Source organism: Thalassobaculum fulvum, assembly GCF_014652915.1.
Lineage (GTDB): Bacteria > Pseudomonadota > Alphaproteobacteria > Thalassobaculales > Thalassobaculaceae > Thalassobaculum_A > Thalassobaculum_A fulvum.
Genome location: NZ_BMZS01000001.1, coordinates 563,334 through 588,156, shown reverse-complemented (window position 1 = coordinate 588,156; position 24,823 = coordinate 563,334). Strand labels below are relative to the sequence as shown.

21 protein-coding genes are annotated in these 24,823 nt (G+C 70.8%); 7 read left to right on the top strand and 14 right to left on the bottom strand.

Annotated features, from left to right (window positions below; all coding sequences use genetic code 11):
• Positions 1–270: 270 nt before the first annotated feature.
• The 3 genes from IE246_RS02570 to IE246_RS02560 form a co-directional block, all read right to left on the bottom strand.
• Positions 271–1,320 carry an ABC transporter permease gene (locus tag IE246_RS02570; protein WP_189987336.1) on the bottom strand — a complete coding sequence of 350 codons (1,050 nt, stop codon included), beginning with the start codon at positions 1,318–1,320 and terminating at the stop codon, positions 271–273.
• Positions 1,317–2,840 carry an ABC transporter ATP-binding protein gene (locus IE246_RS02565; protein WP_189987335.1) on the bottom strand — a complete coding sequence of 508 codons (1,524 nt, stop codon included), beginning with the start codon at positions 2,838–2,840 and terminating at the stop codon, positions 1,317–1,319. The genes IE246_RS02570 and IE246_RS02565 overlap by 4 nt, the downstream gene beginning before the upstream one ends.
• 186 nt (positions 2,841–3,026) lie before the next feature.
• A complete protein-coding gene (locus tag IE246_RS02560; RefSeq protein WP_229836256.1) occupies positions 3,027–4,052 on the bottom strand; it encodes a BMP family protein in 1,026 nt (341 codons plus the stop codon).
• A gap of 277 nt (positions 4,053–4,329) precedes the next feature.
• On the opposite strand from IE246_RS02560, the gene IE246_RS02555 reads away from it, so the two are divergent.
• Positions 4,330–4,737 carry a DUF3574 domain-containing protein gene (locus tag IE246_RS02555; protein ID WP_189987334.1) on the top strand — a complete coding sequence of 136 codons (408 nt, stop codon included), beginning with the start codon at positions 4,330–4,332 and terminating at the stop codon, positions 4,735–4,737.
• Positions 4,738–4,741: 4 nt separating this feature from the next.
• Here the strand turns inward: IE246_RS02555 and IE246_RS02550 are convergent, their stop codons facing one another.
• Complete coding sequence (locus IE246_RS02550; protein WP_189987333.1) at positions 4,742–5,356, bottom strand: cysteine hydrolase family protein; 615 nt, start codon at positions 5,354–5,356, stop codon at positions 4,742–4,744.
• Between the two features lie 115 nt (positions 5,357–5,471).
• Between IE246_RS02550 and IE246_RS02545 the strand changes: the two genes are divergently transcribed.
• Positions 5,472–6,338: a LysR family transcriptional regulator gene (locus IE246_RS02545; RefSeq protein WP_189987332.1), complete on the top strand. Its 867-nt coding sequence runs from the start codon at positions 5,472–5,474 to the stop codon at positions 6,336–6,338.
• 113 nt (positions 6,339–6,451) lie between these two features.
• A complete protein-coding gene (locus IE246_RS02540; RefSeq protein ID WP_189987331.1) occupies positions 6,452–6,778 on the top strand; it encodes an NIPSNAP family protein in 327 nt (108 codons plus the stop codon).
• Between the two features lie 137 nt (positions 6,779–6,915).
• Here IE246_RS02540 and rlmJ read toward each other — a convergent pair whose 3' ends face one another.
• The gene (gene rlmJ, locus IE246_RS02535) at positions 6,916–7,692 is read right to left on the bottom strand and encodes a 23S rRNA (adenine(2030)-N(6))-methyltransferase RlmJ (RefSeq protein ID WP_189987330.1); all 777 of its coding nucleotides are present in this window, start codon (positions 7,690–7,692) and stop codon (positions 6,916–6,918) included.
• A gap of 4 nt (positions 7,693–7,696) precedes the next feature.
• Positions 7,697–9,556, bottom strand: a complete 1,860-nt coding sequence (locus tag IE246_RS02530; RefSeq protein WP_189987329.1) for a DEAD/DEAH box helicase — start codon at positions 9,554–9,556, stop codon at positions 7,697–7,699.
• Positions 9,557–9,778: 222 nt separating this feature from the next.
• Here IE246_RS02530 and IE246_RS02525 point away from each other — a divergent pair, with 222 nt between their 5' ends.
• A complete protein-coding gene (locus IE246_RS02525) occupies positions 9,779–10,570 on the top strand; it encodes a class I SAM-dependent methyltransferase (RefSeq protein ID WP_189987328.1) in 792 nt (263 codons plus the stop codon).
• Positions 10,571–10,587: 17 nt separating this feature from the next.
• On the opposite strand, the gene IE246_RS02520 is transcribed toward IE246_RS02525, so the two are convergent.
• From IE246_RS02520 to IE246_RS02500, 5 genes are all read right to left on the bottom strand, one after another.
• Positions 10,588–11,559: a CobW family GTP-binding protein gene (locus tag IE246_RS02520; RefSeq protein ID WP_189987327.1), complete on the bottom strand. Its 972-nt coding sequence runs from the start codon at positions 11,557–11,559 to the stop codon at positions 10,588–10,590.
• A 13-nt stretch (positions 11,560–11,572) separates the two neighbouring features.
• Complete coding sequence (locus IE246_RS02515; protein WP_189987326.1) at positions 11,573–13,180, bottom strand: amidohydrolase family protein; 1,608 nt, start codon at positions 13,178–13,180, stop codon at positions 11,573–11,575.
• A 166-nt stretch (positions 13,181–13,346) separates the two neighbouring features.
• Complete coding sequence (locus tag IE246_RS02510) at positions 13,347–14,099, bottom strand: SDR family NAD(P)-dependent oxidoreductase (protein ID WP_189987325.1); 753 nt, start codon at positions 14,097–14,099, stop codon at positions 13,347–13,349.
• Between the two features lie 96 nt (positions 14,100–14,195).
• The gene (locus IE246_RS02505; RefSeq protein WP_189987324.1) at positions 14,196–15,014 is read right to left on the bottom strand and encodes an alpha/beta fold hydrolase; all 819 of its coding nucleotides are present in this window, start codon (positions 15,012–15,014) and stop codon (positions 14,196–14,198) included.
• Between the two features lie 139 nt (positions 15,015–15,153).
• Positions 15,154–17,190, bottom strand: coding sequence for a YgiQ family radical SAM protein (locus IE246_RS02500; protein WP_189987468.1), 2,037 nt, complete (start codon positions 17,188–17,190; stop codon positions 15,154–15,156).
• Between the two features lie 336 nt (positions 17,191–17,526).
• Here IE246_RS02500 and IE246_RS02495 point away from each other — a divergent pair, with 336 nt between their 5' ends.
• The gene (locus IE246_RS02495; protein WP_229836253.1) at positions 17,527–18,693 is read left to right on the top strand and encodes a M20 family metallopeptidase; all 1,167 of its coding nucleotides are present in this window, start codon (positions 17,527–17,529) and stop codon (positions 18,691–18,693) included.
• Positions 18,694–18,723: 30 nt separating this feature from the next.
• Here IE246_RS02495 and IE246_RS02490 read toward each other — a convergent pair whose 3' ends face one another.
• On the bottom strand, positions 18,724–19,110 hold the full coding sequence (locus IE246_RS02490) for a carboxymuconolactone decarboxylase family protein (RefSeq protein ID WP_189987323.1): 387 nt from the start codon (positions 19,108–19,110) through the stop codon (positions 18,724–18,726).
• A gap of 341 nt (positions 19,111–19,451) precedes the next feature.
• Here IE246_RS02490 and IE246_RS02485 point away from each other — a divergent pair, with 341 nt between their 5' ends.
• On the top strand, positions 19,452–20,453 hold the full coding sequence (locus tag IE246_RS02485; RefSeq protein WP_189987322.1) for a GHMP family kinase ATP-binding protein: 1,002 nt from the start codon (positions 19,452–19,454) through the stop codon (positions 20,451–20,453).
• Between the two features lie 8 nt (positions 20,454–20,461).
• On the opposite strand, the gene IE246_RS02480 is transcribed toward IE246_RS02485, so the two are convergent.
• Positions 20,462–21,157: a sugar phosphate nucleotidyltransferase gene (locus IE246_RS02480; RefSeq protein WP_189987321.1), complete on the bottom strand. Its 696-nt coding sequence runs from the start codon at positions 21,155–21,157 to the stop codon at positions 20,462–20,464.
• Between the two features lie 34 nt (positions 21,158–21,191).
• Positions 21,192–23,180, bottom strand: a complete 1,989-nt coding sequence (locus IE246_RS02475; RefSeq protein ID WP_189987320.1) for a carbamoyltransferase C-terminal domain-containing protein — start codon at positions 23,178–23,180, stop codon at positions 21,192–21,194.
• Positions 23,181–23,805: 625 nt separating this feature from the next.
• Between IE246_RS02475 and IE246_RS02470 the strand changes: the two genes are divergently transcribed.
• On the top strand, positions 23,806–24,795 hold the full coding sequence (locus IE246_RS02470) for a DUF4062 domain-containing protein (protein ID WP_189987319.1): 990 nt from the start codon (positions 23,806–23,808) through the stop codon (positions 24,793–24,795).
• Positions 24,796–24,823: the final 28 nt, after the last annotated feature.

The window sequence follows — 24,823 nt, the reverse complement described above, 5'->3', positions numbered from 1 at the left end:
CTCATCGCCACCTCACCCGGAACCGCGGACGAAGAGTGGGAATGCCCGAACCCCCTTCCTCTTCGTCATTCCGGACGGTCTCGCGCCAGCGCGACCGATCCGGGACCCACCCGCCGCTCCGATGCATCCCCCGCCGCCTCATCGCCACCTCACCCGGAACCGCGGACGAAGAGTGGGAATGCCCGAACCCCCTTCCTCTTCGTCATTCCGGACGGGCGCGCACACGCGCGACCGATCCGGAACCCACAAGCTGCCCCAATGCCCGCGCATCTATCGCCACCGCACCCGGAAGCGCACGAACATCAGGCTGACCAGCACCGCCAGCACCGAGGACGCCACCAGCACGTCGGCGATGTAGGTCGGGATGTTGACCGCCCGGCTCATGGAATCGGCGCCGACGTAGATGCCGGCCAGGAACACCGCGCTCAGGATCACGCCGATCGGGTGCAGGGCGGCCAGCATGGCGACCGCGATGCCGGCGTAGCCGAAGCCCGGCGACAGGTCGAGGGTGAGGTAACCCTTCAGCCCGGCGACCTCGCCGACCCCGGCCATGCCGGCCAGCCCGCCGCTGATCATCGCCACCCGCAGCATGGTCAGGTTCACCGAAATGCCGGCGAAGGTCGCGGCCTGCGGGTTCAGGCCAACCGCCCGGATCTCGTAGCCCCACACGCTCCAGCGCATCGCCGCCCACACCAGCAGCGCCGCCGCCAGCCCGACCAGCAGGCCCATGTGCAGCCGCGACTTGGCCAGCAGCACCGGCAGCACGCCCTCGTCGACGATCGGTGCCGCCTGCGGCCAGCCGAGCGACATCGGGTCCTTCCAGGGGCCTTCCAGCAGGAAGTTCACCAGCAGCAGGATCACGAAGTTCAGCAGCAGCGTGGTCACCACCTCGTCGACCTTGAGCCGGGTCTTCAGGAACACCGGCACCAGCAGCGCGACGCCGCCGGCGACCGCGCCGGCCGCGAACAGCAGCGGGATCATCAGCACCGGCGGCAGGCTGACCATGCCGGTGCCGAGCCAGGTGGCGGCCAGCGCCCCGCAATACAGCTGGCCCTCGGCCCCGATGTTCCAGAACTTCGCCCGGAACGCCACGGCGGCGGCCAGCCCGGTCAGGATCAGCGGGGTCGCCCGGGTCAGGGTCTCGGCGATCCCGAAGCTCGAGCCGAAGGCGCCGCCCAGCAGCAGCCGGTAGGCGTTCAGCACCGGCTGGCCGGTCCACAGGATCAGGACCGAGCACAGCACCAGCGAGGCGGCGACCGCCGCCACCGGGGCCAGCACCACCAGCCAGAGCGGCGCATGCTCGCGCGGTTCCAGGGTCATGCCGCCGCCCCCTCCCCGTGCGCCAGATCGCCGGCCATCATCAGCCCGAGCCGACGGGCGTCGACCGCCCCGACGTCGAGCGGCGCGCTGACCCGCCCGCCGTGGATCACCACCACGCGGTCGGCGATGCCCAAGATCTCGTCCAGGTCCTCGGAGATCACCAGCACCGCCGCGCCCTCGCGCTTGGCGTCCAGCAGGCGCTGGTGGACGGCGGCGATGGCGCCCTCGTCCAGGCCGCGGATCGGCTGGCTGGCCAGGATGAAGCGCGGCGACCGGTCGAGGGTGCGGGCCAGGATCAGCTTCTGCATGTTGCCGCCGGACAGCAGCCGCGTGGTGCCGTCGATGCCGGCGCCGCGGATGTCGAACTGCTCGACCAGCCGGCGCGCATAGGCCCTGCAGGCGGCGAAGTCGATGATCCGGCCCCAGCGCCAGAACGGCGGCTCGCGCAGCTGCTCGGCGATCAGGTTCTCCCAGACCGCCATGTCGCCGACCACGCCGGTGGCGTGGCGATCCTCGGGGATCCGCCCGACCCGCCGGGCGATGAAGTCGCGGGCCGAGAACCGCGCGACCGTCTCGCCGTCGATCCGGACATCGCCGGCCGCCGGCGCCAGGGTGCCGCTGAGCAGGGCGGCGAGCGCCGACTGGCCGTTGCCGGCGACCCCGGCGAGGCCGACGATCTCGCGCTCGCGCACCGTCAGGGTCACGCCGTCCAGCAGCCGCGCCCCACCGGCGCCGGACACTGTGACCCCGGCCAGCTCGACCACCGGGCTTCCGGGCTCCAGGTGCTCGACCCGCGGCCGGGCGACCTTGTGGCCGACCATCATCTCGGCCAGCGACTCGCGGTCGGCCTCGGCGGTCGCGACGGTGCCGACCACCGCACCCCGGCGCAGCACCGTCACCCGGTCGCTGATCGCCAGGATCTCGTGCAGCTTGTGCGAGATGAAGATCACCGACAGCCCCTCGGCGGTCATCGCGCGCAGGGTCTCGAACAGCCGGTCGGCCTCCTGCGGGGTCAGCACCGAGGTCGGTTCGTCCAGGATCAGGATGCGGGCGTGGCGGTACAGCGCCTTCAGGATCTCGACCCGCTGCTTCTCGCCGATCGACAGCTCGTCGACCCGCCGGTCGGGGTCGACCGCCAGCCCGTAGGCGTCGGCCATCTCGCGGATCCGGCGGCGGGCGGCGGCCGCGTCGGAGCGCCAGGACCACAGGCTCTCGGTGCCGAGCGTGATGTTCTCCAGCACCGTCATGTTGTCGGCCAGCGCGAAGTGCTGGTGCACCATGCCGACCCCGGCCGCGATCGCCGCCCGGGTGTCGCCCGGCGGCAACGCGGTGCCGTCGACCAGCACCTCGCCGGCGTCGGCGGTGTAGTGGCCGAACAGGATGTTCATCAGCGTGGTCTTGCCGGCGCCGTTCTCGCCGAGCAGCGCCAGCACCTCGCCCTCGGCCACCGACAGCGAGATCGCGTCGTTCGCGACCAGCGCCCCGAACCGCTTGGTGACCCCGCGGATTTCGAGCGTCATGTCGAAGGTCCCCTGCCGCCCGTCGCCGGGTGGGTTCCGGATCCGTCCCCCGGAACAAGTCCGGGGTCCGGTCCGGAATGACGACGGGTGGGTGGCCGGCCCTCTACTTCCGTCATTCCGGACCGGACCGCCGGAGGCGGAACGGAGCCGGAACCCACGAAGCGACGGGCCCCCTGCCACCCGACCTCAGAAGGTCGACTTCGGCTCGTTGTCGTTGATCTCGACGGTGAACTTGCCGGCAAGGATGTCGGCCTCCAGCGCCTTCACCTTGGCCTTCACCTCGGCCGGGATCCTGTCCTCGAACTCGTAGAACGGCGCCAGGCTGGCCCCGCCCTTCGCCATCATCGTCCACTCCTTGTAGTCCTCGGCGGCGAACTTGCCGGCCTTGGTGAGGGCGATGGCGTGGTTGATCGCGTTGGTCATGTCCCACAGCGCGGAGGTGACGACCACGTCCTTGCCGTTCTCCTCCTTGTTCATGTCGTTGACGTTGCCGAACGCGATGATGCCCTTCTCGCGGGCCGCGGCGACCACGCCGGCGCGCTCGGCGTACAGCACGTCGACCCCGGCCTCGACCTGGGCGAACGCCGCCTCCTTGGCCTTCGGCGGGTCGTACCAGGAGCCGATGAAGTTGACCTTGAACTCGACCTTCGGGTTGACCGCCTTCGCGCCCGCCATGAAGGCGTGGAACAGCCGGTTGACCTCGCCGATCGGATAACCGCCGACCATGCCGATCTTGTCGGTCTTGGTCATCGACCCGGCGATCATGCCCATCAGGTAGCAGGGCTCGTGGATGTAGTTGTCGAACACCGCGAAGTTGGTGCCGTGCGGCTTGAACGGGTCGCCCATCAGGAACGCCACGTTCGGGTAGTCGTCGGCGACCTTGCGGGCCTCGCGGCTGATGCCGAAGGCCTCACCGACGATCAGCTTCACGCCGCTGTCGGCGTACTCGCGCAGCACCCGGACGTAGTCGGTGTTGGCGACCTTCTCGGCGAACACGTACTCGATCTCGCCGGCCTTGGCGGCCTTGTCGAGCGCCTGGTGCAGGCGGGCGTCCCACTTCTGCTGGATCGGCTGGGTGTAGATGCCCGCCACCTTGATCTTCTCGGCCGCCGACGGCGACACCATGCCGGTCGCCAGCACGGCCGCCCCCAGAACCACCGCACCCATGCGCACCGCCGCGCGGCGCCGCGTCATCATCCCCCAGTCCCGCATGAAAGCCTCCTGTTGCGCGATCGTCGTTCCTGCCCGGTACCCGGCATTCGTTGTGCCCGGCGTTTCCGTCCCGATTTCCCGGACGGCGTGGCGTCCGGAATCCGCGTCTTCTTGTCGTTGGTCCGGTCGCCGCGGTGCGACGCCGGGAGCCCCCTGTTTCGATGGCCGCCGCTATCCTGACTGGATGGTCAACGCTTGTCACGCGGTTGCAGCAATCCCGGCGCGTGACCGCCGCCGCCGGGTCCGGGATACTGCAGCGAACCGTCGGGAGCCCGCCATGCGCATCCATCTGATCTTCGCGGCCCTGCTGCTGCTGCCGGTCCCGGCCCTGGCGCAGGAGTGCGCCGGCCAGGCCTGGACCGAGAGCACGCTGTATCTCGGCCGCGGCCTGAAGGATGGCGGCGAGGTGACCGACGCCCAACTGCAGGCGTTCGTCGACGACACCCTGGTCGGGCAGTTCCCCGACGGCTTCACGCTGTTCGACGCCCGCGGCCACTGGCGCGACGGCGCGACCGGCAAGCCGGTCGACGAGCGGTCGGTGGCGTTCGTGGTGGTCCACCCGCCGGGACCGGCCGCCGAGGACGCCCTGCGCCGGGTGGCCGACGCCTACATCGCCCGCTTCGAGCAGTCGGCGGTGCTGCGCAGCAGCCAGCCGGCCTGCGTCACCTTCTACGAAAAGAAGTAGGCGCTCAGCCGGCCGGCGCCCGGTCCGGCACGTCGTCGACGGTCGGCGCCACCATCGCGAACCGGTCGGCCAGGGCCGCCAGCTCGGCGTCGTGCAACGCCTGCGCCGGCACCACGCCGCCGGCGATGCCCGGCAGGTCGCGGGTCGCCGCCGCCGACGCCACCACGGTCGACCGGTAGCCGAGGTCGAGGGCCGCCCGCGCGGTCGCGCTGACGCACATGTGGGTCTGGAAGCCGGCCAGGATCAGCTTCTTGCGGCCGATCCGCTCGAGCTCGGCCTGCAGGGTCGTGCCGGCGAACGAGTTCGGCAGGCCCTTGGTGACCACCGGCTCGCCGTCGGCCGGGGCCGCCTTGGCGTGGATCTGCCCGCCCGCGGCGTCGCGGTCGAAGGCGCCGCCGGCCCGGCCGGCATGGGCGATGTGGACGATCGGCGTGCCGGCGGCGCGGGCCCGCGCCAGCAGCCGCGCAACCTCGTCCATGGCTGCCTCGACGCCGACCAGCGGCAGCATGCCGGTGACGTACTCGTTCTGGCAGTCGATCAGCACCAGGGTCGATTCGTCGAGCGCGCTCGGCGCGGTGTCGGCGCCGGCCATCGCCAGCAGGGTCTTGGGGGCGGTCATTGATGGTCTCCGTCGCAGGGTGTCACGCCGCAGGATCGATCCGCACGTCCGCAGAGACCATCGTTGATTTCGCCGGCATTGCCTGCAAAATCGCAGAGATGAACTGGAACGATCGATGAACTGGGACGACCTGCGCACCGCCCTCGCCGTCCGCCGCGGCGGCACCCTGTCCGCCGCCGCCCGGGCGCTCGGCATCAACCAGACCACGGCCGCCCGCCGCCTGGACCGGCTGGAGCGCCAGCTCGGCGCCCGGCTGTTCGACCGGATCGACGGGCGGATGGTCCCGACCGAAATCGGCCGGGCGGCACTGGACCAGGCGACCATCATGGAGGACGCCGCCCGGGGCGTCCTGGCCGGGGCGCAGGACGCCGACACCGCGCCGGCCGGTGCGGTCCGGCTGACCTCGCTGCCGAGCTTCGTGACCGGCTATCTGGCGCCGCGGCTCGCCGAGTTCGCCGCCGGCCACCCGGCGATCACCGTCGAGCTGGTCGGGGCGTCGGAGAACCTGCACCTCGGCCGCCGCGAGGCCGATCTGGCGGTGCGCTACTCGCGCCCGAGCGCCGGCAACTTGCGGGCCCGGCGGATCGGCCTGGTCGGATACGCCGGCTACGCCTCGCGCTCGCTGGACCTCGGCGGACCGCTGCCGTCACTGCCCTGGGTCGCCTACGACGAGGCGTTCGGCGAGCTGCCGGAACAGCGCTGGCTGGACGACGGCGTGCGCCCGGCCCGGGTCGTCGCCACCGCCTCCGACGTGCCGACCCTGCTGGCGCTGGCCCGCCACGGCGCCGGCGCGGCGGTGCTGCCCTGCTTCATGGCCGACGCGGTCCCGGAGCTGCGGCGCGTCACCGGCCCCGATCCGGTCTGCCGGCGCGAGATCTGGCTGCTGAGCCATCCGGACCTGCGCCAGGTCCGCCGGATCGCGGCGGTCGCCGACTGGCTGATCGCCGCGGTCGAACGCGACCGGGCGCTGCTCGCGGGCTGAGCCGCGGCTCGGCTCCGGGAACCTCTGGACCCGCCGGCCGCGCGGGGGCACGCTCGCGAACGGGGCCCGGGTCGCGGCCCCGGCAATCCGATCGACGAGGGAGCGAGCGTTCCATGATCCACGAACTGCGGGTCTATCACTGCGTGCCCGGCCGGCTGCCGGCCCTGCTGAACCGGTTCGAGACCATCACCCTGAAGCTCTGGGAGAAGCACGGCATCCGCCAGGCCGGGTTCTGGACCGTGCTGGTCGGCGACTCCAACCAGGACCTGTACTACCTGCTGGAGTGGGACTCGATGGCCGAGCGCGAGCAGAAGTGGACAGCCTTCGGCAGCGACCCGGAGTGGCTGGCCAAGCGCGCCGAGACCGAGAAGGACGGCGCCATCGTCGCGTCGATCACCAACCTGTTCCTGCAGCCGACCGCGTTCTCCTCGGTGAAGTAGGGGGCGTCCGTCGCTTCGTGGGTCCCGGCTCTCCGCGACGTCGTCGCTGCGGCCGGGATGAGGGTGGTTGGGAGCATTTTTTTGATCCTCATCCCGGACGCCCGAAGGGCGATCCGGGACCCACCCGCCGCCCCGCCCTACCCGAACAGCGCCGTCGAGCCGGCCCGCAGCGCCGCCTCGGCACCGTACGGGGTGTTCACGCAGACCAGCCCGGAGCCGCGCATGCGCAGCCGGCTGCCGGCGAACCGCACCTCCTCGGTCCACGGTTTCGCCACGCCGGCCGCCTCGAGCGTCCGCAGCAGCTCGCCGTGCATGCCGGCGTCCAGCACCGGGTACCACAGCAGGATCACGCCCTCCGGCCACCGGCGGTGCACGTCCAGCAGCAGCCGGGCGGCCCGGGCGTACTCGTCCTTGACCTCGTAGCTCGGGTCGATCAGCGCCAGGCCGCGGCGCGGGGTGGGCGGCACCAGCGCCGGCAGCCCCTCGTGGCCGTCGCGCCGGTGGATATGCACGCCCGGGCCATGCAGGGCGGCGCGCAACGCCGCGTGCTCCTGCGGGTGCAGCTCCATCAGATGCAGCCGGTCGGCCGGCCGCAGCAGCGCCCGGGCGATCGCCGGCGAGCCGGGATAGGCCGTCGGGCCGTGCCGCGCACGGGTCGCCTCGACCGCACGGACCCAGGGATGATCGTCGAGCAGGGCCCGGCGGGCGAGCGCCTCCTCGACGCCCTCGGCCGCCTCGCCGGTCTTGGCGGCCTCGGGTGCCGCGAGGTCGTACAGCCCGCGCCCGGCGTGGCTCTCCAGGTAGCTGAGCGGCTTGTCCTTGACCGTCAACGCAGCCAGAAGCACGGCGAGCGCGGCGTGCTTGTGCAGGTCCGCCAGATTCCCGGCGTGGTAGCCGTGCTGGTACGAGAGCATCGCCTCATGCCGGCCGGGGCTTGCGCGGCCGGCCGGGCCGCCCTCCGTCGCCGCGCCCACCCTCGCGCCGCCCGCCGTCTCCCCGATGGCCCTCGCCCCGGTGGCCTTCGCCCCGGTGCCCCTCACCCCGATGACCCTCGCGCCGGGCGGCGGCCGCCTTGCGGCCCGCGGCGCCGGGCTTCCAGCCCTTGCCGCCGCCAGGGCCTCTCCCCGCGCCTGCGGGGCGCGGGCCGCGGCTCGGGGCCGCCGGCTCGCCTTCCAGGCGACGGATGGTCACGCCGTCGTCGCGGGTGCCGCCGGCCTCGCCCTCCCACTGGGCGATCGAGGCGGCGAACCGCTCGGCCGCCGCGGCGGCGATCTCGACCTGGGTCTCGTTGTGCAGGATGCGGATCGCGCCGACCTCGTTCTTGGTCACGTGGCCGGCCCGGCAGATCAGCGGCAGCAGCCAGCGCGCCTCGGCCTTGTCCCGGTGGCCGACCGAGACCGTGAACCAGGCCGAGCCGGCGAAGTCCTCGCGGCCCTTGCGCGGCTCGTCCGGTTCCGCCGGCCCGCCGTCGAGCAGCTCCTCGGGGGCCGGGCGGCTGGCCTGGTGCAGGCGGAGATAGGCGGCCGCCACCCGCTCGGCCCCATGCGCCGCCAGCAGCTCCCCGGCCAGCGCCAGCTCCTCGGCCGTCGGCTCGGCAGCCAGGCTCTCGTCCTTCAGCATGCGCTCGCGGTCGCGCTCGGCGATCGCCGCCGCACCCGGCGGCGGCGTCCAGGACGCCCGCACGTTGGCCGCCTGCAGCAGGCGGCGGACGGCGTGGCGGCGCGGGTGCGGCACCACCAGCACGCTCACCCCCTTGCGGCCGGCCCGGCCGGTCCGGCCGCTGCGGTGCAGCAGGGTCTCCGGGTTGTTCGGGATGTCGGCGTGGATCACCAGGTCGAGGGTCGGCAGGTCGATGCCGCGGGCCGCCACGTCGGTCGCGACGCATACCCGGGCACGACCGTCGCGCATCGCCTGCAGGGCGTGGCTGCGTTCGTTCTGGCTGAGCTCGCCGGACAGGGCCACCACCGCGAACCCGCGGTTGGTCAGCCGGGCGCACAGGTGCTGGACGGCGATCCGGGTGCCGCAGAACACCATGGCGCTGCGGGCGTCGTGGAACAGCAGGGTGTTGACGATGGCGTTGTCGCGGTCGGTCGGGGCGACCAGGTGGGCACGGTACTCGATGTCGTGGTGCGGCGCCCGCTCGCCGGTTGCGGCCACCCGCACGGCGTCGCGCTGGTAGCGCTTGGCGAGCTCGGCGATCGGCGCCGACACGGTGGCCGAGAACATCAGGGTCCGGCGCTCGGTCGGGGCGGCGTCGAGGATGTACTCCAGGTCCTCGCGGAAGCCGAGGTCGAGCATCTCGTCGGCCTCGTCCAGCACCACGGCGCGCACCCGGGCGAGATCGAGCGAACCGCGCTCGATGTGGTCGCGCAGCCGGCCGGGCGTGCCGACCACGATGTGCGCACCGGCCGACAGGGCGTCGCGCTCGCGCCGCATGTCCATGCCGCCGACGCAGGATGCGGTGCGGGCGCCGGCCGGGGCGTACAGCCAGTCGAGTTCGCGGCGGACCTGCAGCGCCAGCTCGCGGGTCGGCGCCACCACCAGGGCCAGCGGCTCGGCATGCCGGTCGGCGAACCGGTCGGCGCAGTCCAGCAGCGTCGACGCGACGGCGAGCCCGAAGGCCACGGTCTTGCCGGAGCCGGTCTGCGCCGACACCAGCAGATCGGCCGCCGCCAGTTCGGGCGCCAGCACGGCGGCCTGCACCTCGGTCGGGGTGGCGTAGCCCTGGCTGGCCAGCGCGCCGGCCAGGGCCGGGTGGGCGTGTTCGAAAGCGGTCATCGCGCTGACCTCGGCTTGCGGTGGAGGGCGTGGCGGGCCTTATGACACAGCCACGCGGCAAGAAAACGGCCAATCTTCACACACCGCCCCTCGCCCGGCCGCCACCGGGGCTTCGCCGGGGCGTCGCGGCGCGATCTCGCACCATCGGGCTGGCGCTATCGGGCTGGCGCTGCCGGGCCGCCTTCGGCGACACTCCGGCATGCCCGAACCGGGAGCGGCCACGTGACGCAGGACGACGGAACGGCGTTCTACGCCCGCGAGAGCATTGCGACGTCGCTGTACGACCGGCTGTTCGCCGCGCCCAGCATCGACGGCGACCTGGCGTTCTACGACGCGTTCTGCGGCGATGCCGGGTCGCGCATCCTCGACGCCGCCTGCGGGACCGGGCGGGTGGCGAAGTATCTGGCCCGCCCGGACCGCCGGATCGTCGCCTTCGACAGTTCGCCTTTCTTCGTGGCCGGCCTGCGGGCCGAGCTGGTGCGCCGGCCGGCGGCCGGCCCGATCGCCGTCGGCCGGGACCGCCTGGAGAGCTTCCGGCTGCCCGACCGGTTCGACCGGGTCATCGTCGCCTACTACGGCTTCGCCCACGTCCTGTCCGCCGCCGACCGCGCCGCCGGTTTCGCCCGGCTGCTCGGGCACCTGCGCCCCGGCGGCCGGCTGGTGATCCACGTTCCCCGCCACGACCTGCTGACCCGGCCGGTCCCCGAGGCGGAACTCGCCGGGCTGTCGTACGAGGCGGCGCTGCAGCCGGACGGCCCGCTCAGGCTGTGCCAGGACGTCGAGGCCATGACCTTCGACCCGGCGCGCGGGGTCCGCTCGATCCGGCTGCGCTACCGGACACTCCGGGACGGCCGGGTCACCCGCGACGAGCGGCTGGTCCTGCAGTACGCCGCGGTGACGCCGGACGAGCTCGCCGACCTGGCCCGCCGGCACGATGCGCGGATCCTGCGCACGCTGTCCGGCTTCCGCAGCGGCGTCGACTCCGAGACCGTCGTCGAGATCGAGAAACGCTAGCCGGGCAGGCCGCCGCGTCAGGTTTCGACGACCGTCGCCCCGTACGGCTCGCAAACCTCGGCCAGTTCGGCGCGCGACAGGTCGCGGGCGATGATCACCAGCCTGCCCGGCTCGCCGCCGGTGCCCGGCCGCAACCGCATCGGCGGGCCGAAGATGGTGCCGACCCCCTGGATCAGCAGCGGGCCGTCGACCCCGGCGACCGCCACCGCGCCCTTGACCCGCAGCAGCCGGTCGCCGCAGCGCGCCGCCAGGTCCTCGATCCAGTGGGCGACGGTCCCCCAGTCGCAGCCGGCCGGCAACGTTGCCAGGAACACGCCGATCCGCGGATGCCGCATGGCACGCAGGCCGCCGACAGCCGCAGCCGGGTCGGCGACCGCCGCCGCAGTCAACCCCTGCCCGTCGAACGCCGCCAGCGCGCGCGCCGGCCGGTCCGGCTCGGCGACGATCCGGGCCAGCGGATTGACCGCCCGCGCCGCCGCCGCCGAGGCCGCGGCGTCCGGCGCCCCGTCCAGGTCGAGCCTGGTCAGCACGATCGCCTGGGCGGCCGCCAGCTGCGCCGCCGCCTCCTCGAAGCTGGCGGCATGCTCCGTCCCCTGGCCGGCGTCGAAGGTCGACAGCACCCGCACCCGGAAGTCGTGGGCGCCGAGATCGGCCAGCGAGCGGACGATCGGGCTCGGCCGCGACAGGCCGCTGCACTCCAGGACCATCCGGCGGAACGGCGGCAGGCCGGCATCGATCCGGCCGTAGACCAGGTCGTCGACGGTGGCCACCAGGTCGTTGCCGACGGAACAGCACACGCAGCCGTTCGACAGCATCGCGACCTGGGTGTCGCCGGACGACGCCACCACGGCGCCATCCACGTTGATCGCCCCGACGTCGTTCACCAGTACCGCGGTGTCGGCCCCTTCCGGCGTGCCGAGCAGGTCGAGCAGCAGGGTGGTCTTGCCGCTGCCCAGGAAGCCGCAGAGGATGTGGAAGTCGGTCGCCACGCGCCGGGTGCGGTTACGGCCGCGGCAGCTCGGGCGAGGCGCGGCGGCTGGCGGCGACCATCTCGCGCACGTCGGCCAGCAGTTCGTCGACCTCGTAGACCACGCCGCCCTTGATGGTCTGGCGCAGCGCCCGCGGCCACTCGACCGTGTTGCTGTCCTGGTTCAGCCGCATCGCGCCGGTAGCGTACAGCAGCTTGAAGTCGGCCAGCGGGTTCTGGTCGTGCACCAGCAGGTCGGCCGCCTTGCCGACCTCGATGGTGCCGGTCTCGTCGGCGATGTCGAGCAGGTCGGCACCCTGGCTGGTGGCGGCCCGCAGGACCTCGAGCGGGGTGAACCCGGCCTCCTGCAGCAGCTCGAGCTCGCGGATGTAGCCGAACCCGAAGGTCTGGAAGATGAAGCCGGAATCCGAGCCGGTGCAGACCCGGCCGCCGCGGTTCTTGAACTCGTTGATGAACTGCATCCACAGCCGGTAGTTCTGCTTCCACTCGACCTCGTTGCCGGTCGACCAGCGGTGCCAGTAGCTGCCGTGGCCGCCGCCGTCGGGCTGGTAGAAGTTCCACAGGCCGGCATAGGTGTAGTCCGGGTGCCAGTCGGCCCGGCGGGTGCGCATCAGGTCGCGGTTGGCGTCGTAGATCGAGAAGGTCGGCACGAAGCTGAAGCCGAGCTCCAGGAACTCGTCCATCACCTCGTTCCACTTCGCACTGCCCGGCTGTGCCGCCTGCCGGAAGGTCTGGCCGGCGAACGAGAACCGGAAGTACTCGTTCCCGTAGTCGTAGTCCGGCGTGTAGTCCTGGATCACCCGGCTCTCGAACAGCGACTCGCCGAGGCCGTAGTAGTGCTCCTGGCTGGTCAGGCCCCAGCGCGCGGTGGTCAGCGTGTTCATCCGGGTCACCGCCTGCTGGGCGTGGTGGCAGCCCGAGCGCAGGCCGAGATGGCGGCACTCGTCGAGCGCCGCCTGCATGATCGCCGGCGGCGCCCCGAAGAACTTGATGCCGTCGGCGCCGCGCGCCTTGACCGCCCGCAGCCACTCCCGCGCCTGGGCCGGGGTGTGGATGGTCTTCAGCATGTCGTTGACGGCCGGGAAGTACGGATAGGCCAGGATCCGCGGGGCCGCGATCTCGCCGGCCTCGGCCCTGGCCTTCTGGTCGAGGGTCCAGCCGAGGCCGTTGAAGCAGCCCATCTCGCGCACCGTGGTGACGCCGTGCGCCAGCCACAGCTTGTAGACGTAGTCGGCCGGGGCCATCGGCCCGGACAGCGCGTGATAGGGAATGCCGATATGGGCGTGGCAGTCGACGAAGCCGGGCGTGACGTATTTGCCGCGGCAGTCGATCTCGCGGTCGCCGGCGGCCGGGCGGCGGGCGTCCGGCACCAGCCTGCCGGGCAGGCCGACCTTCTCGATCGCGGCGATCCGGCCGTTCTCGACGACGATGTCCATCGGGCTGATCGGCGGCGCGCCGGTGCCGTCGATGATGGTGGCGCCGCGCAGGATCAGCCGGCCGAACGGCCCGTCGCCGCGGTCGCGCGGCACCGCCGGGGCGACCGGCGGCATGCCGGCCGACTGCATCTTGCGGATGCGTTCCTCGCCGGCGGTGCTGCTCAGGTCTTCGGTCTGGTCGGTCATGACGGCACCCCGGGGTCGTGAGGATCGGCGGGAGATCGCGCGGGGAACGGCCCGGACGGGCGGCGCGGTCGGAAGGGACGGGGCGATCATATCGCGTCCGCCCGCGCCGGCCACCGGGAAGTTCACCCGTTCCGGAGCCGCGCAGAAGGCCCCGGAATCCGCCCCGTCAGTGGAACAGCCTTCCCGCGTCGATCACCGTCGTCTGCCCCGTCATGGTGTCGGTCCGGCACATGGTGACCACCATGTCGGCGCAGTCATCCTTGTCGGCGGCCTTCTTCAGCAGCGCCCCGGAATTCGCCCGCTCGATCTGCTCCTGGCGCAAATTGGCGGTCGCCCGGGTGCCTTCCAGCATGCCCGGCGCCACGCAGTTCACCAGGGTCTCCGGCGCCAGCGCCACCGCCATGCACTTGGTCAGATGGATCAACCCGGCCTTCGACACCGCATAGGCGATCGACGAGCCGCTCGGGCCGAGGCCGGCGACCGAGGCGATGTTGACGATGCGGCCCCCGCCCTGGGCCTTCATCACCGGCGCCACCGCCTTGATCAGCCGCATCGGCCCGGTCAGGTTGACCGCCAGGATCCTGTCCCATTCCTCCTCGGTCAGGCCGTCCAGGTCCTGGAACGGGATCGCCTTGTTGTAGGCGGCGTCGTTCACCAGGATGTCGAGCCGGCCGAACTGCCCGGTGACGTCGGCGACCAGGCGCTCGACCTGGGCGCGGTCGGTGATGTCGCAGGCGAAGGCGCGGGCCTGTACCTGGTGGCGCCCGGCCAGCTCGGCGGCCACGCCCTCGGCCTGCTCGCGGCTGCGGGCGTACATGACGGCGATGTTGACGCCCTCGGCCGCCAGCGCGTGGCAGATCCGCTGCCCGAGCCCGCCGTTCCCGCCGGTCACCAGCGCGACCGCGCCCCTGAGTTCCATGTGAGTTCTCCCATCCGACTCCGTGGCGGCCGTGGCGCCGCTCGGCCGGGATGCTAGCGGCCCCGGGCGGGGTACTCCAGATGCCGCGGAAGCATTTCAGTCCGCCAGGAACTCCAGCACCGCCTTCGCGAAGGCCGCCGGCTGCTGGCGGAACATGCTGTGGCCGGCGTTCGGCAGGATCACGGTCCGCGCGCCCTTCACGTGCGCCGCCAGGGCCCGCAGGATCACCGGCAGGATGCCCGGGGTGTCGGCGCCGCCGACGAACAGGGTCGGCACCGCCAGCGCCTCGGCCTCGGCCCGGGTGTAGGGCTGGCGGCCCTCGTTGACCTGCGCCACCAGGGTGTAGGCGTTGTCCTCGCGCATCTGCCGGTCGGCGGCCGGCAGGGCGTCCCACGAGCCCGGGCCGTTGACGCCGTCGATGAAGGCGCGCAGCCCGCCGTCGAGGTCGCCGGCCGCTATCTTCCCGGCCGCCTCGGCCACGAAGCCCTTGAGGGCGGCGGCCGGCGGCGCGGCGGCCGCACTCTCCGGCGCCAGCGACTCGTCGAGCTGGCCGCCCGGCTCGGCCAGCACCAGCCGGTCGACCAGGTCGGGGCGCTGCAGCGCCAGCCGGAACGCCAGGTGGCCGCCGCGGGAATGCCCGATCAGGTCGACCTGGCCGACGCCGAGCCCCTCGATGAAGGCGATGGTGTCGGCGATGTGCTGGGCCATGGTGAACTTGCCGCCCTGGCCGTCCCAGTGCTCCGGGAAGAAGTGGCGCAGGCTCGGCACGATCAGCCGGCGGCCGGCCGACAGCGGCTTCAGCACCGCCATCCAGGCCCGGAAGTCGTTGAGCGAGCCGTGCACGCACACCAGCGGCTTGCCGGCCCCGATGTCGAGATAGGCCATGTCGGTGTCGTTGACGCGCAGGGTCTTCATCGGGGGCCTCGGGAGGTGCGGGCGGGAGCCGTCAGGTTAGCCCCCGGCCACCCCGGCGACAATTTCGCGCCGGCTCCCTGGACAGGCAGCAGTCTCGTGCCCGACCGTCGCGACTGCCGATCGATCCGTCGTCGCGGTGCTACCGCGCCGCCCGCCCCCGGCGCGCGCCCTGCGCCCCGCGCTTGCCGCCGGGACGGCCGCCGGCCTCGCGCTCCAGCTCGGCCGGACGGTGCGGCATCTTCCAGCCGGCCGGGCGTCCCTGAGGGCTCCCCTTGGCGGGACCGGCCTTGCGCCGGCCCTCGCCGCCGGCCTTGCCGGTGCCGGCCGGCTGCCAGCGCGGGATCAGGTGGTGCTTGCCGTTGCCGATCAGGTCCTCGCGGCCCATCGCCTTCAGGGCCTCGCGCAGCAGCGGCCAGTTCTCGGGGTCGTGGTAGCGCAGGAACGCCTTGTGCAGCCGGCGCTGGCGCAGGCCCTTGGCGGTCTCGACCCGCTCGCTGCCCGACCGGCGCACCGGGCGCAGCGGGTTGCGACCCGAGTAGTACATCGCTGTCGCCATCGCCATCGGGGTCGGCGTGAAGGTCTGCACCTGGTCGGCCCGGTAGCCGTTCTTCTTCAGCCACAGCGCGAGGTTCATCATGTCCTCGTCGGTGCAGCCGGGATGGGCGGCGATGAAGTACGGGATCAGGAAGTACTTCTTGCCGGCCTTGGCGGCCGCCGCGTCGAACATCTGCTTGAAGCGGTCGTAGGAGCCGATGCCCGGCTTCATCATCTTGGAGAGCGGGCCCTCCTCGGTATGCTCCGGCGCGATCTTCAGGTAGCCGCCGACGTGGTGGGTCACCAGCTCCTCGACGTATTCCGGGCTGGTCACCGCCAGGTCGTAGCGCAGGCCGGAGCCGATCGAGACCTTCTTCACCCCCTCGGTGCCGCGGGCCGCGCGGTACAGGTCGATCAGCGGCTTGTGGTCGGTGTTCAGGTTCTTGCAGATCGTCGGGTAGACGCAGGACAGCCGCCGGCAGGACTTCTCGATCTCCGGGTCCTTGCAGGCCATGCGGTACATGTTGGCGGTCGGCCCGCCGAGGTCGGAGACCTGGCCGGTGAAGCCCGGCACCTTGTCGCGCATGTCCTCGATCTCGCGCAGGATCGAGTCCTGGCTGCGGCTCTGGATGATCCGGCCCTCGTGCTCGGTGATCGAGCAGAAGGTGCAGCCGCCGAAGCAGCCGCGCATGATGTTCACCGAGAACCGGATCATCTCCCACGCCGGGATCCGGGCGTCACCGTAGGACGGGTGCGGCGCGCGGGCGTAGGGATGATCGAAGACCCAGTCCATCTCCTTGGTCGACAGCGGGATCGGCGGCGGCGTCACCCAGACGTCGCGGTCGCCGTGGCGCTGCACCAGCGGCCGGGCGTTCCCGGGGTTGCTCTCGAGATGCAGGATCCGCGAGGCCTGGGCGTAGACCTCCGGGTCGTCGCGCACGGTCTCGTAGGACGGCAGCCGGATGACTTGGCTGTCGTCGTCGCGGGCCGCCCGCTCCGGCGCGTCGTCGATCGAGGTCATGTCGACCTCGCGGTAATCCGGGGCGGCGGCGTTGCGGACCAGGGTCAGGCCGCGCACGTCGAACAGCTCGCGCGGGTTGTCGCCTTGGGCGATCCGGTGGGTGACCTCGATCACCGCGCGCTCGGCGTTGCCGTACAGCAGCACGTCGGCCTTGCTGTCGATCAGGACCGAGCGGCGGACCTTCTCGCTCCAGTGGTCGTAATGGGCGATCCGGCGCAGCGAGGCCTCGATGCCGCCGATCACGATCGGCACGTCGGGGAACGCCTCGCGGCAGCGCTGGGAGTACACCAGGACCGCCCGGTCCGGCCGCTTGCCCGGGGCGGCGTCGGGCGTGTAGTTGTCGTCGGTCCGGATCCGCTTGTCGGCGGTATAGTTGTTGACCAGGCTGTCCATGTTGCCGGCCGTCACGCCGAAATACAGGTTCGGCCTGCCGAGTGCGGCGAACGCGTCGGCGCTGGTCCAGTCCGGCTGCGCGATGATGCCGACCCGGAAGCCGTGGGCCTCGAGCGTGCGGCCGATCACCGCCATGCCGAAGCTCGGATGGTCGACATAGGCGTCGCCGGTCACCAGGATCACGTCGCAGCTGTCCCAGCCGAGCGCGTCCATCTCGGCGCGGCTCATCGGCAGGAACGGGGCGGTGCCGAAGCGCTGCGCCCAGTACTTCCTGTACTTGAAGATTTCCTTCGCGCCTTGGCGGGGGCGAACGGCGTTCACGGATACGGCCTCGTGGTACGGGGGTGAAGCGGCGTGCAGCGGCGCCGGACCGTAGTGTAGCAGATCGGGCGCGCGGCGACGACGCCCGCCATCTGCGCCCCCTATCTGGCACGAATCACGGCAACGGCAAGGCCGAGCGGAAAGTTCCGCGCCCGACGGCGTACGTGGACAACCGGATTGCAACCGGACGGCGGCGAGGCCACCCTGGCCACCCCGCCCCGTAACCCCCGGAGAACCAGGACCGTGCCCTCCGCCACCCCCGAACAGCAGGCCGCCATCCTCGGCTGGCTCGACCAGCAGCGCCCGGCCATGACCGCCCTGCTCGAGACGCTCGTGAACATCGATTCCGGGTCCTACAACAAGGCCGGGGTCGACGCGGTCGGGCGGGCCATCGAGGAATGGTTCGAGGCCGAGGGCATCCCGACCGACCGGGTGCCGCACGGCGAGTTCGGCGACTGCATCCGCGCCCACGTCTCGGGCGGCCAGGGCAACCGGCCGGTGCTGCTGATGGGCCACCGCGACACCGTGTTCCCGGACGGCGAGGCGGCGCGCCGGCCATTCACCGTGGACGGCGACATCGCCTACGGTCCCGGCGTCGCCGACATGAAGGCCGGGCTGGTGATGAACGCCTTCGTGCTGGCGGCGTTCAAGCGCTTCGGCGGCGCCCCCTACCCGCTGATGGGGCTGTACACCTCGGACGAGGAGATCGCCTCGCCGTCGTCGCGCCCGGTGATCGAGAACGAGGCGCGGACCGCCCGCGTGGTGTTCAACGCCGAGCCCGGACGCGAGAGCGGCAACGCCGTGATCGGCCGCAAGGGCGCCAGCTTCTTCAAGTTCCGGATCACCGGCGTGCCGGCGCATTCCGGCGGCCAGCACGAGAAGGGCATCAGCGCCATCGGCGAGCTGGCGGCCAAGATCACCGAGCTGCACAAGCTCACGGACTACGAGGTCGGCACCACCGTGAACGTCGGCATCGTCAGCGGCGGCAACGCCGTCAACATGGTGGCGCCGCACGCCGAGGCCGAGGTCGACGTCCGCTTCAAGACCATGGCGGCGCGCGACGCCGCCTGGCAGCGGATCACCGAGATCCTGGAGACCGCCTACGTCCCCGGCACCTCGACCGAGATCGTCGAGAGCCGCGGCTTCCTGCCGCTGACCCAGTCGCCGGAGAGCAAGGAGATCTTCGACGTCTACACCAGGGCCGGCGCCGATGTCGGACTGACGATCGGCGGCGAGTTCACCGGCGGCTCTGCCGACTCCGGCTTCACCGCCCAGGTCGGCGCGCCGACGGTGTGCGGCACCGGCCCGGTCGGCGGCCGGGCGCACACCCCGGAGGAGTACATGCGGCTCGACACCATGGTGCCGCGCGCCAAGACCGTCGCCCTCGCCATCATGCGGCTCGGCGCCTGAGCCGGGCCTTGGGGACGCGGCGGCGGCCGGTCACCGCTCCGCCTTGCAGGCGGCGATCACCTCGACGCCGACCGCGTTCCAGGTCGGGATGCCGCCGACGATCAGCACCTGCATCAGGCCCTCGGTCAGCTCCTCCATGGTCAGCCCGTGCTTCATGGCTTCCTTGGCGTGGGCGATGGCGCCGCTCTTCTGGCCGATCACCGCGTCCAGCAGGGCGAAGATCAGCTCCTTGGTCTTGAGATCGAGCGCGCCGCCGTTCTCCGGCGTCCGCATCACGAAGTCGCGCATCAGGCCGTAGCCGGCGAACACCTCCGGGGCGTGCTCGATCAGCACCTCGTAGCTCGGCGGGACCCGGCCGTAGGTCGCCATGAAGCTGGCGATGCCTTTGTCGACCGCGGCCTTGGTGATGTCGGACATGACGGGGTTCCTTCCGTTCGGGGTGTGATGGGGCGCCGGCGCTCCGCTCGGTGCGGACGACGGAGACGGGTTCGGCAGGGCCGGGGAAGCGGAGAGACGCGTGGGCAAGGCGAGGCCGATACGGTGGCAGCCCGGCGGGTCGCTCACAAGCGCCCAGCGATCGCCGAGCAATCCCAGGGCCACGCCCGCGACCTGTGGTCGATACGGTATTCCGGGCCTGATGGCAGCCCTGTAGTCTCGAACGGGGAGAGGTCGGCGTTGCCCGAGGCGCCCCGACCACATCCGTGCGGCGCCCGTGGTCCGACGGATCGAACGGCGTGCGACCAGGAGGGCTGCCGTAGATGATCATCACCCGGACCCCGTTCCGCGTCTCGCTGTTCGGTGGCGGCTCCGACTACCCCGCCTGGTACCGCAAGCACGGCGGTGCGGTCGTTGGCTTCGCGATCAACAAATACTGCTACATCAGCCTCCGGCGGCTGCCGCCGTTCTTCGAGCACAAGCACCGGATCATCTATTCGGTGATCGAGAACGTGCGCCGCATCGAGGACATCCAGCACCCGTCGGTCCGGGCGGTGCTGTCGGAATGCGGCATCACCGAGGGGCTGGAGATCCACCATGACGGCGACCTGCCGGCACGGTCGGGACTGGGGTCGAGCTCGGCGTTCACCGTCGGCCTCCTGAAGGCGATCTACGCCTACCGGGGCCGGATGCTGTCGCACCAGCAGCTGGCGCACGAGGCGATCCGCATCGAGCAGGAGGTGGTCGGCGAAGCGGTCGGCAGCCAGGACCAGACCTGGGCGGCCTTCGGCGGCTTCAACCGCATTCGGTTCGGGCGGCACGACGAGATCGGGGTCGATCCGGTGATCGTCCCGAAGGCGCGCAAGGCCGAGCTGCTGAGCCGGTTGCTGCTGTGCTTCACCAACGTCCGCCGGGTGGCGGCGACGATCGCCCAGGAGCAGATCGACAACCTGCCGCGCTCGGAACGGCAGATCACCCGGATGACCGGGATGGTCGACGAGGCCTTGGCGATCATCGGCGGAAGCGGACCGATCGACGATCTGGGCGATCTGCTGCACGAGTCCTGGATGCTCAAGCGCTCGCTCGCCGGCTCGGTGTCCCCGCCGTTCGTCGACGAGATCTACCGGCGCGCCAGGGACGCCGGCGCCCGCGGCGGCAAGCTGCTGGGTGCCGGCGGCGGCGGCTTCATGCTGCTGTTCGTCGAGCCCGAGCGCCGGCCGGCGGTCGAGCAGGCGTTGGAGGGGTTCATCAAGGTCGACTTCGACATCGACTATCACGGCAGCACGGTGGTCGTGTACGACCCCGACGACCAGGTCTCGTTCTGAAGCTCGGCTCAGAGCCCCACCAGGGTGCCCTCCGCCTCGGCCAGGCCCTGCGGCGTTCCGATGTCGACGAAGCTGCCGACGAACGCCAGGCCGCCCACCAGGCCGCGGGCGGCCAGCCCCGGCAGGACGTCGTGCTCGAGCGATGCCGGTGGCGCGGGGATTTCGTCGATCACCGCCCGGCAGGCCCAGTAGTAGCCGGCGTTGATCCATCCCGGGCCGGTGCTGTCGGCCTTCTCGGCGAACCGGCTGACCTTCGGCCCGACGCACTCCACGGCGCCGAACCGGGCGGTGTCCGGAACCCAGCACAGCGCCAGCCTGATCAGCCAGGGCTCGGGCGTCGCCGCCTCGACGAACGCCCGCAGGTCGAAGTCGAAGTAGGTATCGCCGTTGACCAGCAGGAACCGCTCGGCGAGCGCCGGCGCGGCCGCCACCAGCGCGCCGCCGGTGCCCAGCGGCCGGTCCTCGACCACATGGGTCAGCCGGACGCCCAGCGCGGCCCCGTCGCCCAGCGCCTCGCGGATCTGGCCGGCGCGGTAGCCTTCCAGCAGCACGACGTCGTCGAAGCCGTGGCGCGCGAGCTGCCGGACGAGATGCTCGACGAACGGCCGGCCGTCGACCGGCAGCAGCGGCTTCGGGACCCGGTCGGTCAACGCGCCGAGCCGCCGCCCCCTGCCGCCCGCCAGGATCACCGCCTGCCGCCCCATCCCATGCTCCTTTGTCGACGCTGCGGGTGCGCCTCTACTCGGACCTGACGAGCTTCCGGCCCTCGACGTAGACCGCGTCGATCTCGCTGGACAGCAGGAAGCCGACCGCCTCCTCCGGCGTCTCGACGATCGGCTCGCCGGGACCGTTGAACGAAGTGTTCATCACCACCGGCACGCCGGTCGCCGCGTCGAACGCTTCCAGGACCTTCCGGAAGCCGCCGCAGTCGGTCCCGACGGTCTGCACCCGCGCCGACCCGTCGACGTGGGTGATCGCCGGCAACTCGCGGCCCTTCACCCGGGCGGTGAACAGCATGTGCGCCGACGGCAGCGGGCCGTCGAACCACGCGGCCGCCTTCTCCTTCAGCACCGCCGGCGCGAACGGCCGCCACTCCTCGCGCTTCTTCAGGCGGTTAACCCGGCGCCAGTTCTCCGCCCGGCGCGGGTCCGCCAGGATCGACCGGTGCCCCAGCGCCCGCGGGCCGACCTCGCTGCGGCCCTCGAACCACGCGACCACCTGGTCGGCGGCCAGGGCGGCCGCCGCGTCCCGCGCCGGGTCGTCGGTCGGGACCACCCGGACCGCGTCGCCGGCGTCACGGATCGCCCGGTCGACCGCCGCCGCCGCGTACTCGCCCCCGAGATAGGCCGCGTCGGCGGAGTCAGGGTCGACCGCCGGGCGCGGCAACCCGAACAGGTCGTGGGCGACCGCCTGGGCGGCCCCGAGCGGCAGCCCGCTGTCGTCGACCGCCGGCGGCACCCGAACCCGCCCGAACGGTCCCTCGAGCGCCATCCGGGTGTTGGCCGGGCAGTTCAGGGCGACGCCGCCGCCGAGCACCACCGCGGCCGGCGGGGTGCCGGCCTGCGCGTAGCCGGCGTGCATCGACCGGAGCGCCGCGAGGCTGCTCTCCTCCATCAGCTTCTGCGCGGTCGCGGCCAGCCGGGTCTTCTGGACCGTCACGTCGCCGGCCCCGAAGCCCGACGGGTCGATGCCGTCGACCAGGCCGGCCAGCCGGTCGTCGGCCGCGGCGGCGCTCTCGGCGGCGGCCAGGACCCGGGCGATGACGTGGTTGCGGTGGTCCTTGCCGCCGCGGCAGTAGTGCTCGCCGAACACCTCCAGGGCGTTGCCGACGAGGCCGTCGTCGAAATAGGCCGGCTCGCCATAGGGCGCGAGCCCCATGAGCTTGCCGGCACCGCCGCCGTGGCCGAGGCCGATATGCTCGGCCATGCGCTGGTAGAAGTGCCCCTCGAAGGCGAACCGGAAGTCGAGGACGCGCAGCCGCAGCCCCTGCCCTTCCGCCAGGATCCCGCCGGGATAGCCGCCGGTCGGCGACGCGACGTCGCCGTTGTCCAGGGTGGCGACGGCGGCCCGGTCCTCGCCGCTCTGGTAGAAGGCGTAGGCGGCGTGCGCCAGGTGGTGCGGCACGATGACGGCCGGCTTCTCGACGCCGTCGAACGTGGCCGTGGCGCCCATGTAGCCGAGCCCGGGCCGGCTGTTGCGGACGCTGTCGGCGATCGCCTGCGCGGGCGCCGCCCCGCCGAAGATCTTGCGGGTCCAGAACGTCGAGTAGTACGGCCACTCGACGCAGATCTCGGCGTTCCGGTCGAACGCCAGGCCGGACGGATCGTCCGACAGGTACTCGCCGTACATGCCGCGCGCGATCTCCTGGACGCGCAGCCTGGTCGCCTCGCGGTGCCGTTCGAGCGCCGGCATGCTCCGGGCGGCGATGCCGGCGGTCTCGGCCGGGACCTTCAGGCCGTCGGCGAACGACCCGGTCACCTTGAAGCGGAACCGGGCCGGGTCGGTGAACAGGAACGGCCACGCCTGGCAGGCCGAGATCGCGACCACGTCGACCTGGTTCCAGCCGACCCCCAGCCGGCCGAGCGCGACCTCCAGGAAGTCCGGCGTGACCAGGGCCGAGCGCTTGCGGCGGTCCCAGCGTTCCCGTTGCACCAGCCCGACGACGCGGCCGTCGTCGACCAGCGCGACACCGGCGTCGTGCGCCACGGTCAGGCCCAGGATCAGCATGATCGACGTGTTTTCCCTGTTGCGCTCAGCGTGTGTCGACCGGGTTGCTCCAGGCCTCGAGGACACCCGGTTATGCGAACGCGCCGCGTCTGTCCACACCCGGCGGGGGATTCGGGAAGGTCCCCCGGAATCGTTCAGGGCAGAGCGACCGGGTCCCGCGCCGTGGCCGGCCTGCCCCCGCGAGCTATCGACGCGGCCGGCTTCGGCCGACCCGCTGGACTGCGATGGATGGTGGCAGACGGGGAAATGGCGGAGAGGGTGGGATTCGACCGCATCGTCAAACCGCTCAGCAAAATCAAATAGATAGAGGCATCATCTTGTCCGCGCGTTACCACCTTTGTTACCAGTTTTGTAGAGCTGCGTCGACACGATCCCGTGCGCGATCTTGGTGGCGATCCCCAACCCCCAGGTTCCGCAGAAGCAGTTGACGGCCCAACAGACGAGACGGCAGTTGTCCTTTGTGTAGCCGAACGTCGCGTCGATCCTGTCCACCGAAGGCTGGAATGGCCTTGGTGCAGCCCCATGCCCGAGCACTGCGTCTGATATTTCCACTTCTTGCTTGCGCCTTGCATCCGGCCCATCGAATCCGTAACCATAGCGTGTTCATGTACGGAGGTGATTAGAAGTGGACAAACGGTACCAAGTCTTTGTGAGCTCAACTTTTGCAGACCTGCGAGATGAACGACGTGAGGTCATTCACACGTTGATGTCTATGGACTGCATACCCGCCGGAATGGAGATGTTTCCTGCGTCAAATGAAGAACAGTTCGAATTTATCAAAAAGATCATCGATGACTGCGACTATTATGTATTAATTATTGGCGGAAGATATGGATCCACCGGGGCGGATGGAATTAGCTACACAGAAAAGGAGTACGACTATGCCAAATCTATAGGACTGGACGTTCTGGGATTTGTGCATGCAAATGTTGACGAAATTGTTGTAGCGAAAACAGATAAAGACGAAGACGCGAGACAACGTCTTTCAGCATTTCGAAAGAAGGTGTGCGAAGGTCGGTTGGTTAAGATGTGGTCGGACAGCAAAGAACTACCCGGATTAGTCTCACTAAGCTTGCACATGGCGATGAAAATGAATCCAGCGGTCGGCTGGATTAGAGCTAGCCATGCGGGAAGCCGTGAGCTTCTCGAACAAGTAAATAAACTTAGGGAAGAAAATGAAAAACTTCGGAATGATATAAAGAAAACCACTCCCATTAAATTTTCATTCGACGACATCGCGGACCTTGAGGACAAATTTACAATAAGCGGCAGAGTGCTAAGAAACACAAATGAACACGAGAGAAATTGGTCTCATGAATTTACCTGGAGTGATATTTTTTATATGATATCTCCGGGGCTCCTTCAGTATCCATCTCACGATTCAGTTAAAAAGGACCTGGAGTTAGCTGTAAAGAAGCGCGTTTATCCTGGAGGATATTCATTTAGAATTGATCCTCAGATTTTTGAAACCATTTCAATTCAATTAAAATCACTCGGACTTGTGACCACGAAATATGCCGAAACCGTTAAGGGCGGAATGGCGCTGTTCTGGAGCCTTACTCCCGCCGGTGAGCGTAAAATGTTCGAATTGCGAATCGTTAGAAAAAGCTCATGATCTTCTGCGTTTTGCGTAAGGTAAAATA

What these genes read in the sequence shown, in the direction of transcription:
- IE246_RS02570 (WP_189987336.1), bottom strand. Translation starts at nt 1,320, where the DNA reads ATGACCCTGGAACCGCGCGAGCATGCGCCGCTCTGGCTGGTGGTGCTG.
- IE246_RS02565 (WP_189987335.1), bottom strand. Translation starts at nt 2,840, where the DNA reads ATGACGCTCGAAATCCGCGGGGTCACCAAGCGGTTCGGGGCGCTGGTC.
- IE246_RS02560 (WP_229836256.1), bottom strand. Translation starts at nt 4,052, where the DNA reads ATGCGGGACTGGGGGATGATGACGCGGCGCCGCGCGGCGGTGCGCATG.
- IE246_RS02555 (WP_189987334.1), top strand. Translation starts at nt 4,330, where the DNA reads ATGCGCATCCATCTGATCTTCGCGGCCCTGCTGCTGCTGCCGGTCCCG.
- IE246_RS02550 (WP_189987333.1), bottom strand. Translation starts at nt 5,356, where the DNA reads ATGACCGCCCCCAAGACCCTGCTGGCGATGGCCGGCGCCGACACCGCG.
- IE246_RS02545 (WP_189987332.1), top strand. Translation starts at nt 5,472, where the DNA reads ATGAACTGGGACGACCTGCGCACCGCCCTCGCCGTCCGCCGCGGCGGC.
- IE246_RS02540 (WP_189987331.1), top strand. Translation starts at nt 6,452, where the DNA reads ATGATCCACGAACTGCGGGTCTATCACTGCGTGCCCGGCCGGCTGCCG.
- rlmJ (WP_189987330.1), bottom strand. Translation starts at nt 7,692, where the DNA reads ATGCTCTCGTACCAGCACGGCTACCACGCCGGGAATCTGGCGGACCTG.
- IE246_RS02530 (WP_189987329.1), bottom strand. Translation starts at nt 9,556, where the DNA reads ATGACCGCTTTCGAACACGCCCACCCGGCCCTGGCCGGCGCGCTGGCC.
- IE246_RS02515 (WP_189987326.1), bottom strand. Translation starts at nt 13,180, where the DNA reads ATGACCGACCAGACCGAAGACCTGAGCAGCACCGCCGGCGAGGAACGC.
- IE246_RS02510 (WP_189987325.1), bottom strand. Translation starts at nt 14,099, where the DNA reads ATGGAACTCAGGGGCGCGGTCGCGCTGGTGACCGGCGGGAACGGCGGG.
- IE246_RS02505 (WP_189987324.1), bottom strand. Translation starts at nt 15,014, where the DNA reads ATGAAGACCCTGCGCGTCAACGACACCGACATGGCCTATCTCGACATC.
- IE246_RS02500 (WP_189987468.1), bottom strand. Translation starts at nt 17,190, where the DNA reads ATGAGCCGCGCCGAGATGGACGCGCTCGGCTGGGACAGCTGCGACGTG.
- IE246_RS02490 (WP_189987323.1), bottom strand. Translation starts at nt 19,110, where the DNA reads ATGTCCGACATCACCAAGGCCGCGGTCGACAAAGGCATCGCCAGCTTC.
- IE246_RS02485 (WP_189987322.1), top strand. Translation starts at nt 19,452, where the DNA reads ATGATCATCACCCGGACCCCGTTCCGCGTCTCGCTGTTCGGTGGCGGC.
- IE246_RS02480 (WP_189987321.1), bottom strand. Translation starts at nt 21,157, where the DNA reads ATGGGGCGGCAGGCGGTGATCCTGGCGGGCGGCAGGGGGCGGCGGCTC.
- IE246_RS02475 (WP_189987320.1), bottom strand. Translation starts at nt 23,180, where the DNA reads ATGCTGATCCTGGGCCTGACCGTGGCGCACGACGCCGGTGTCGCGCTG.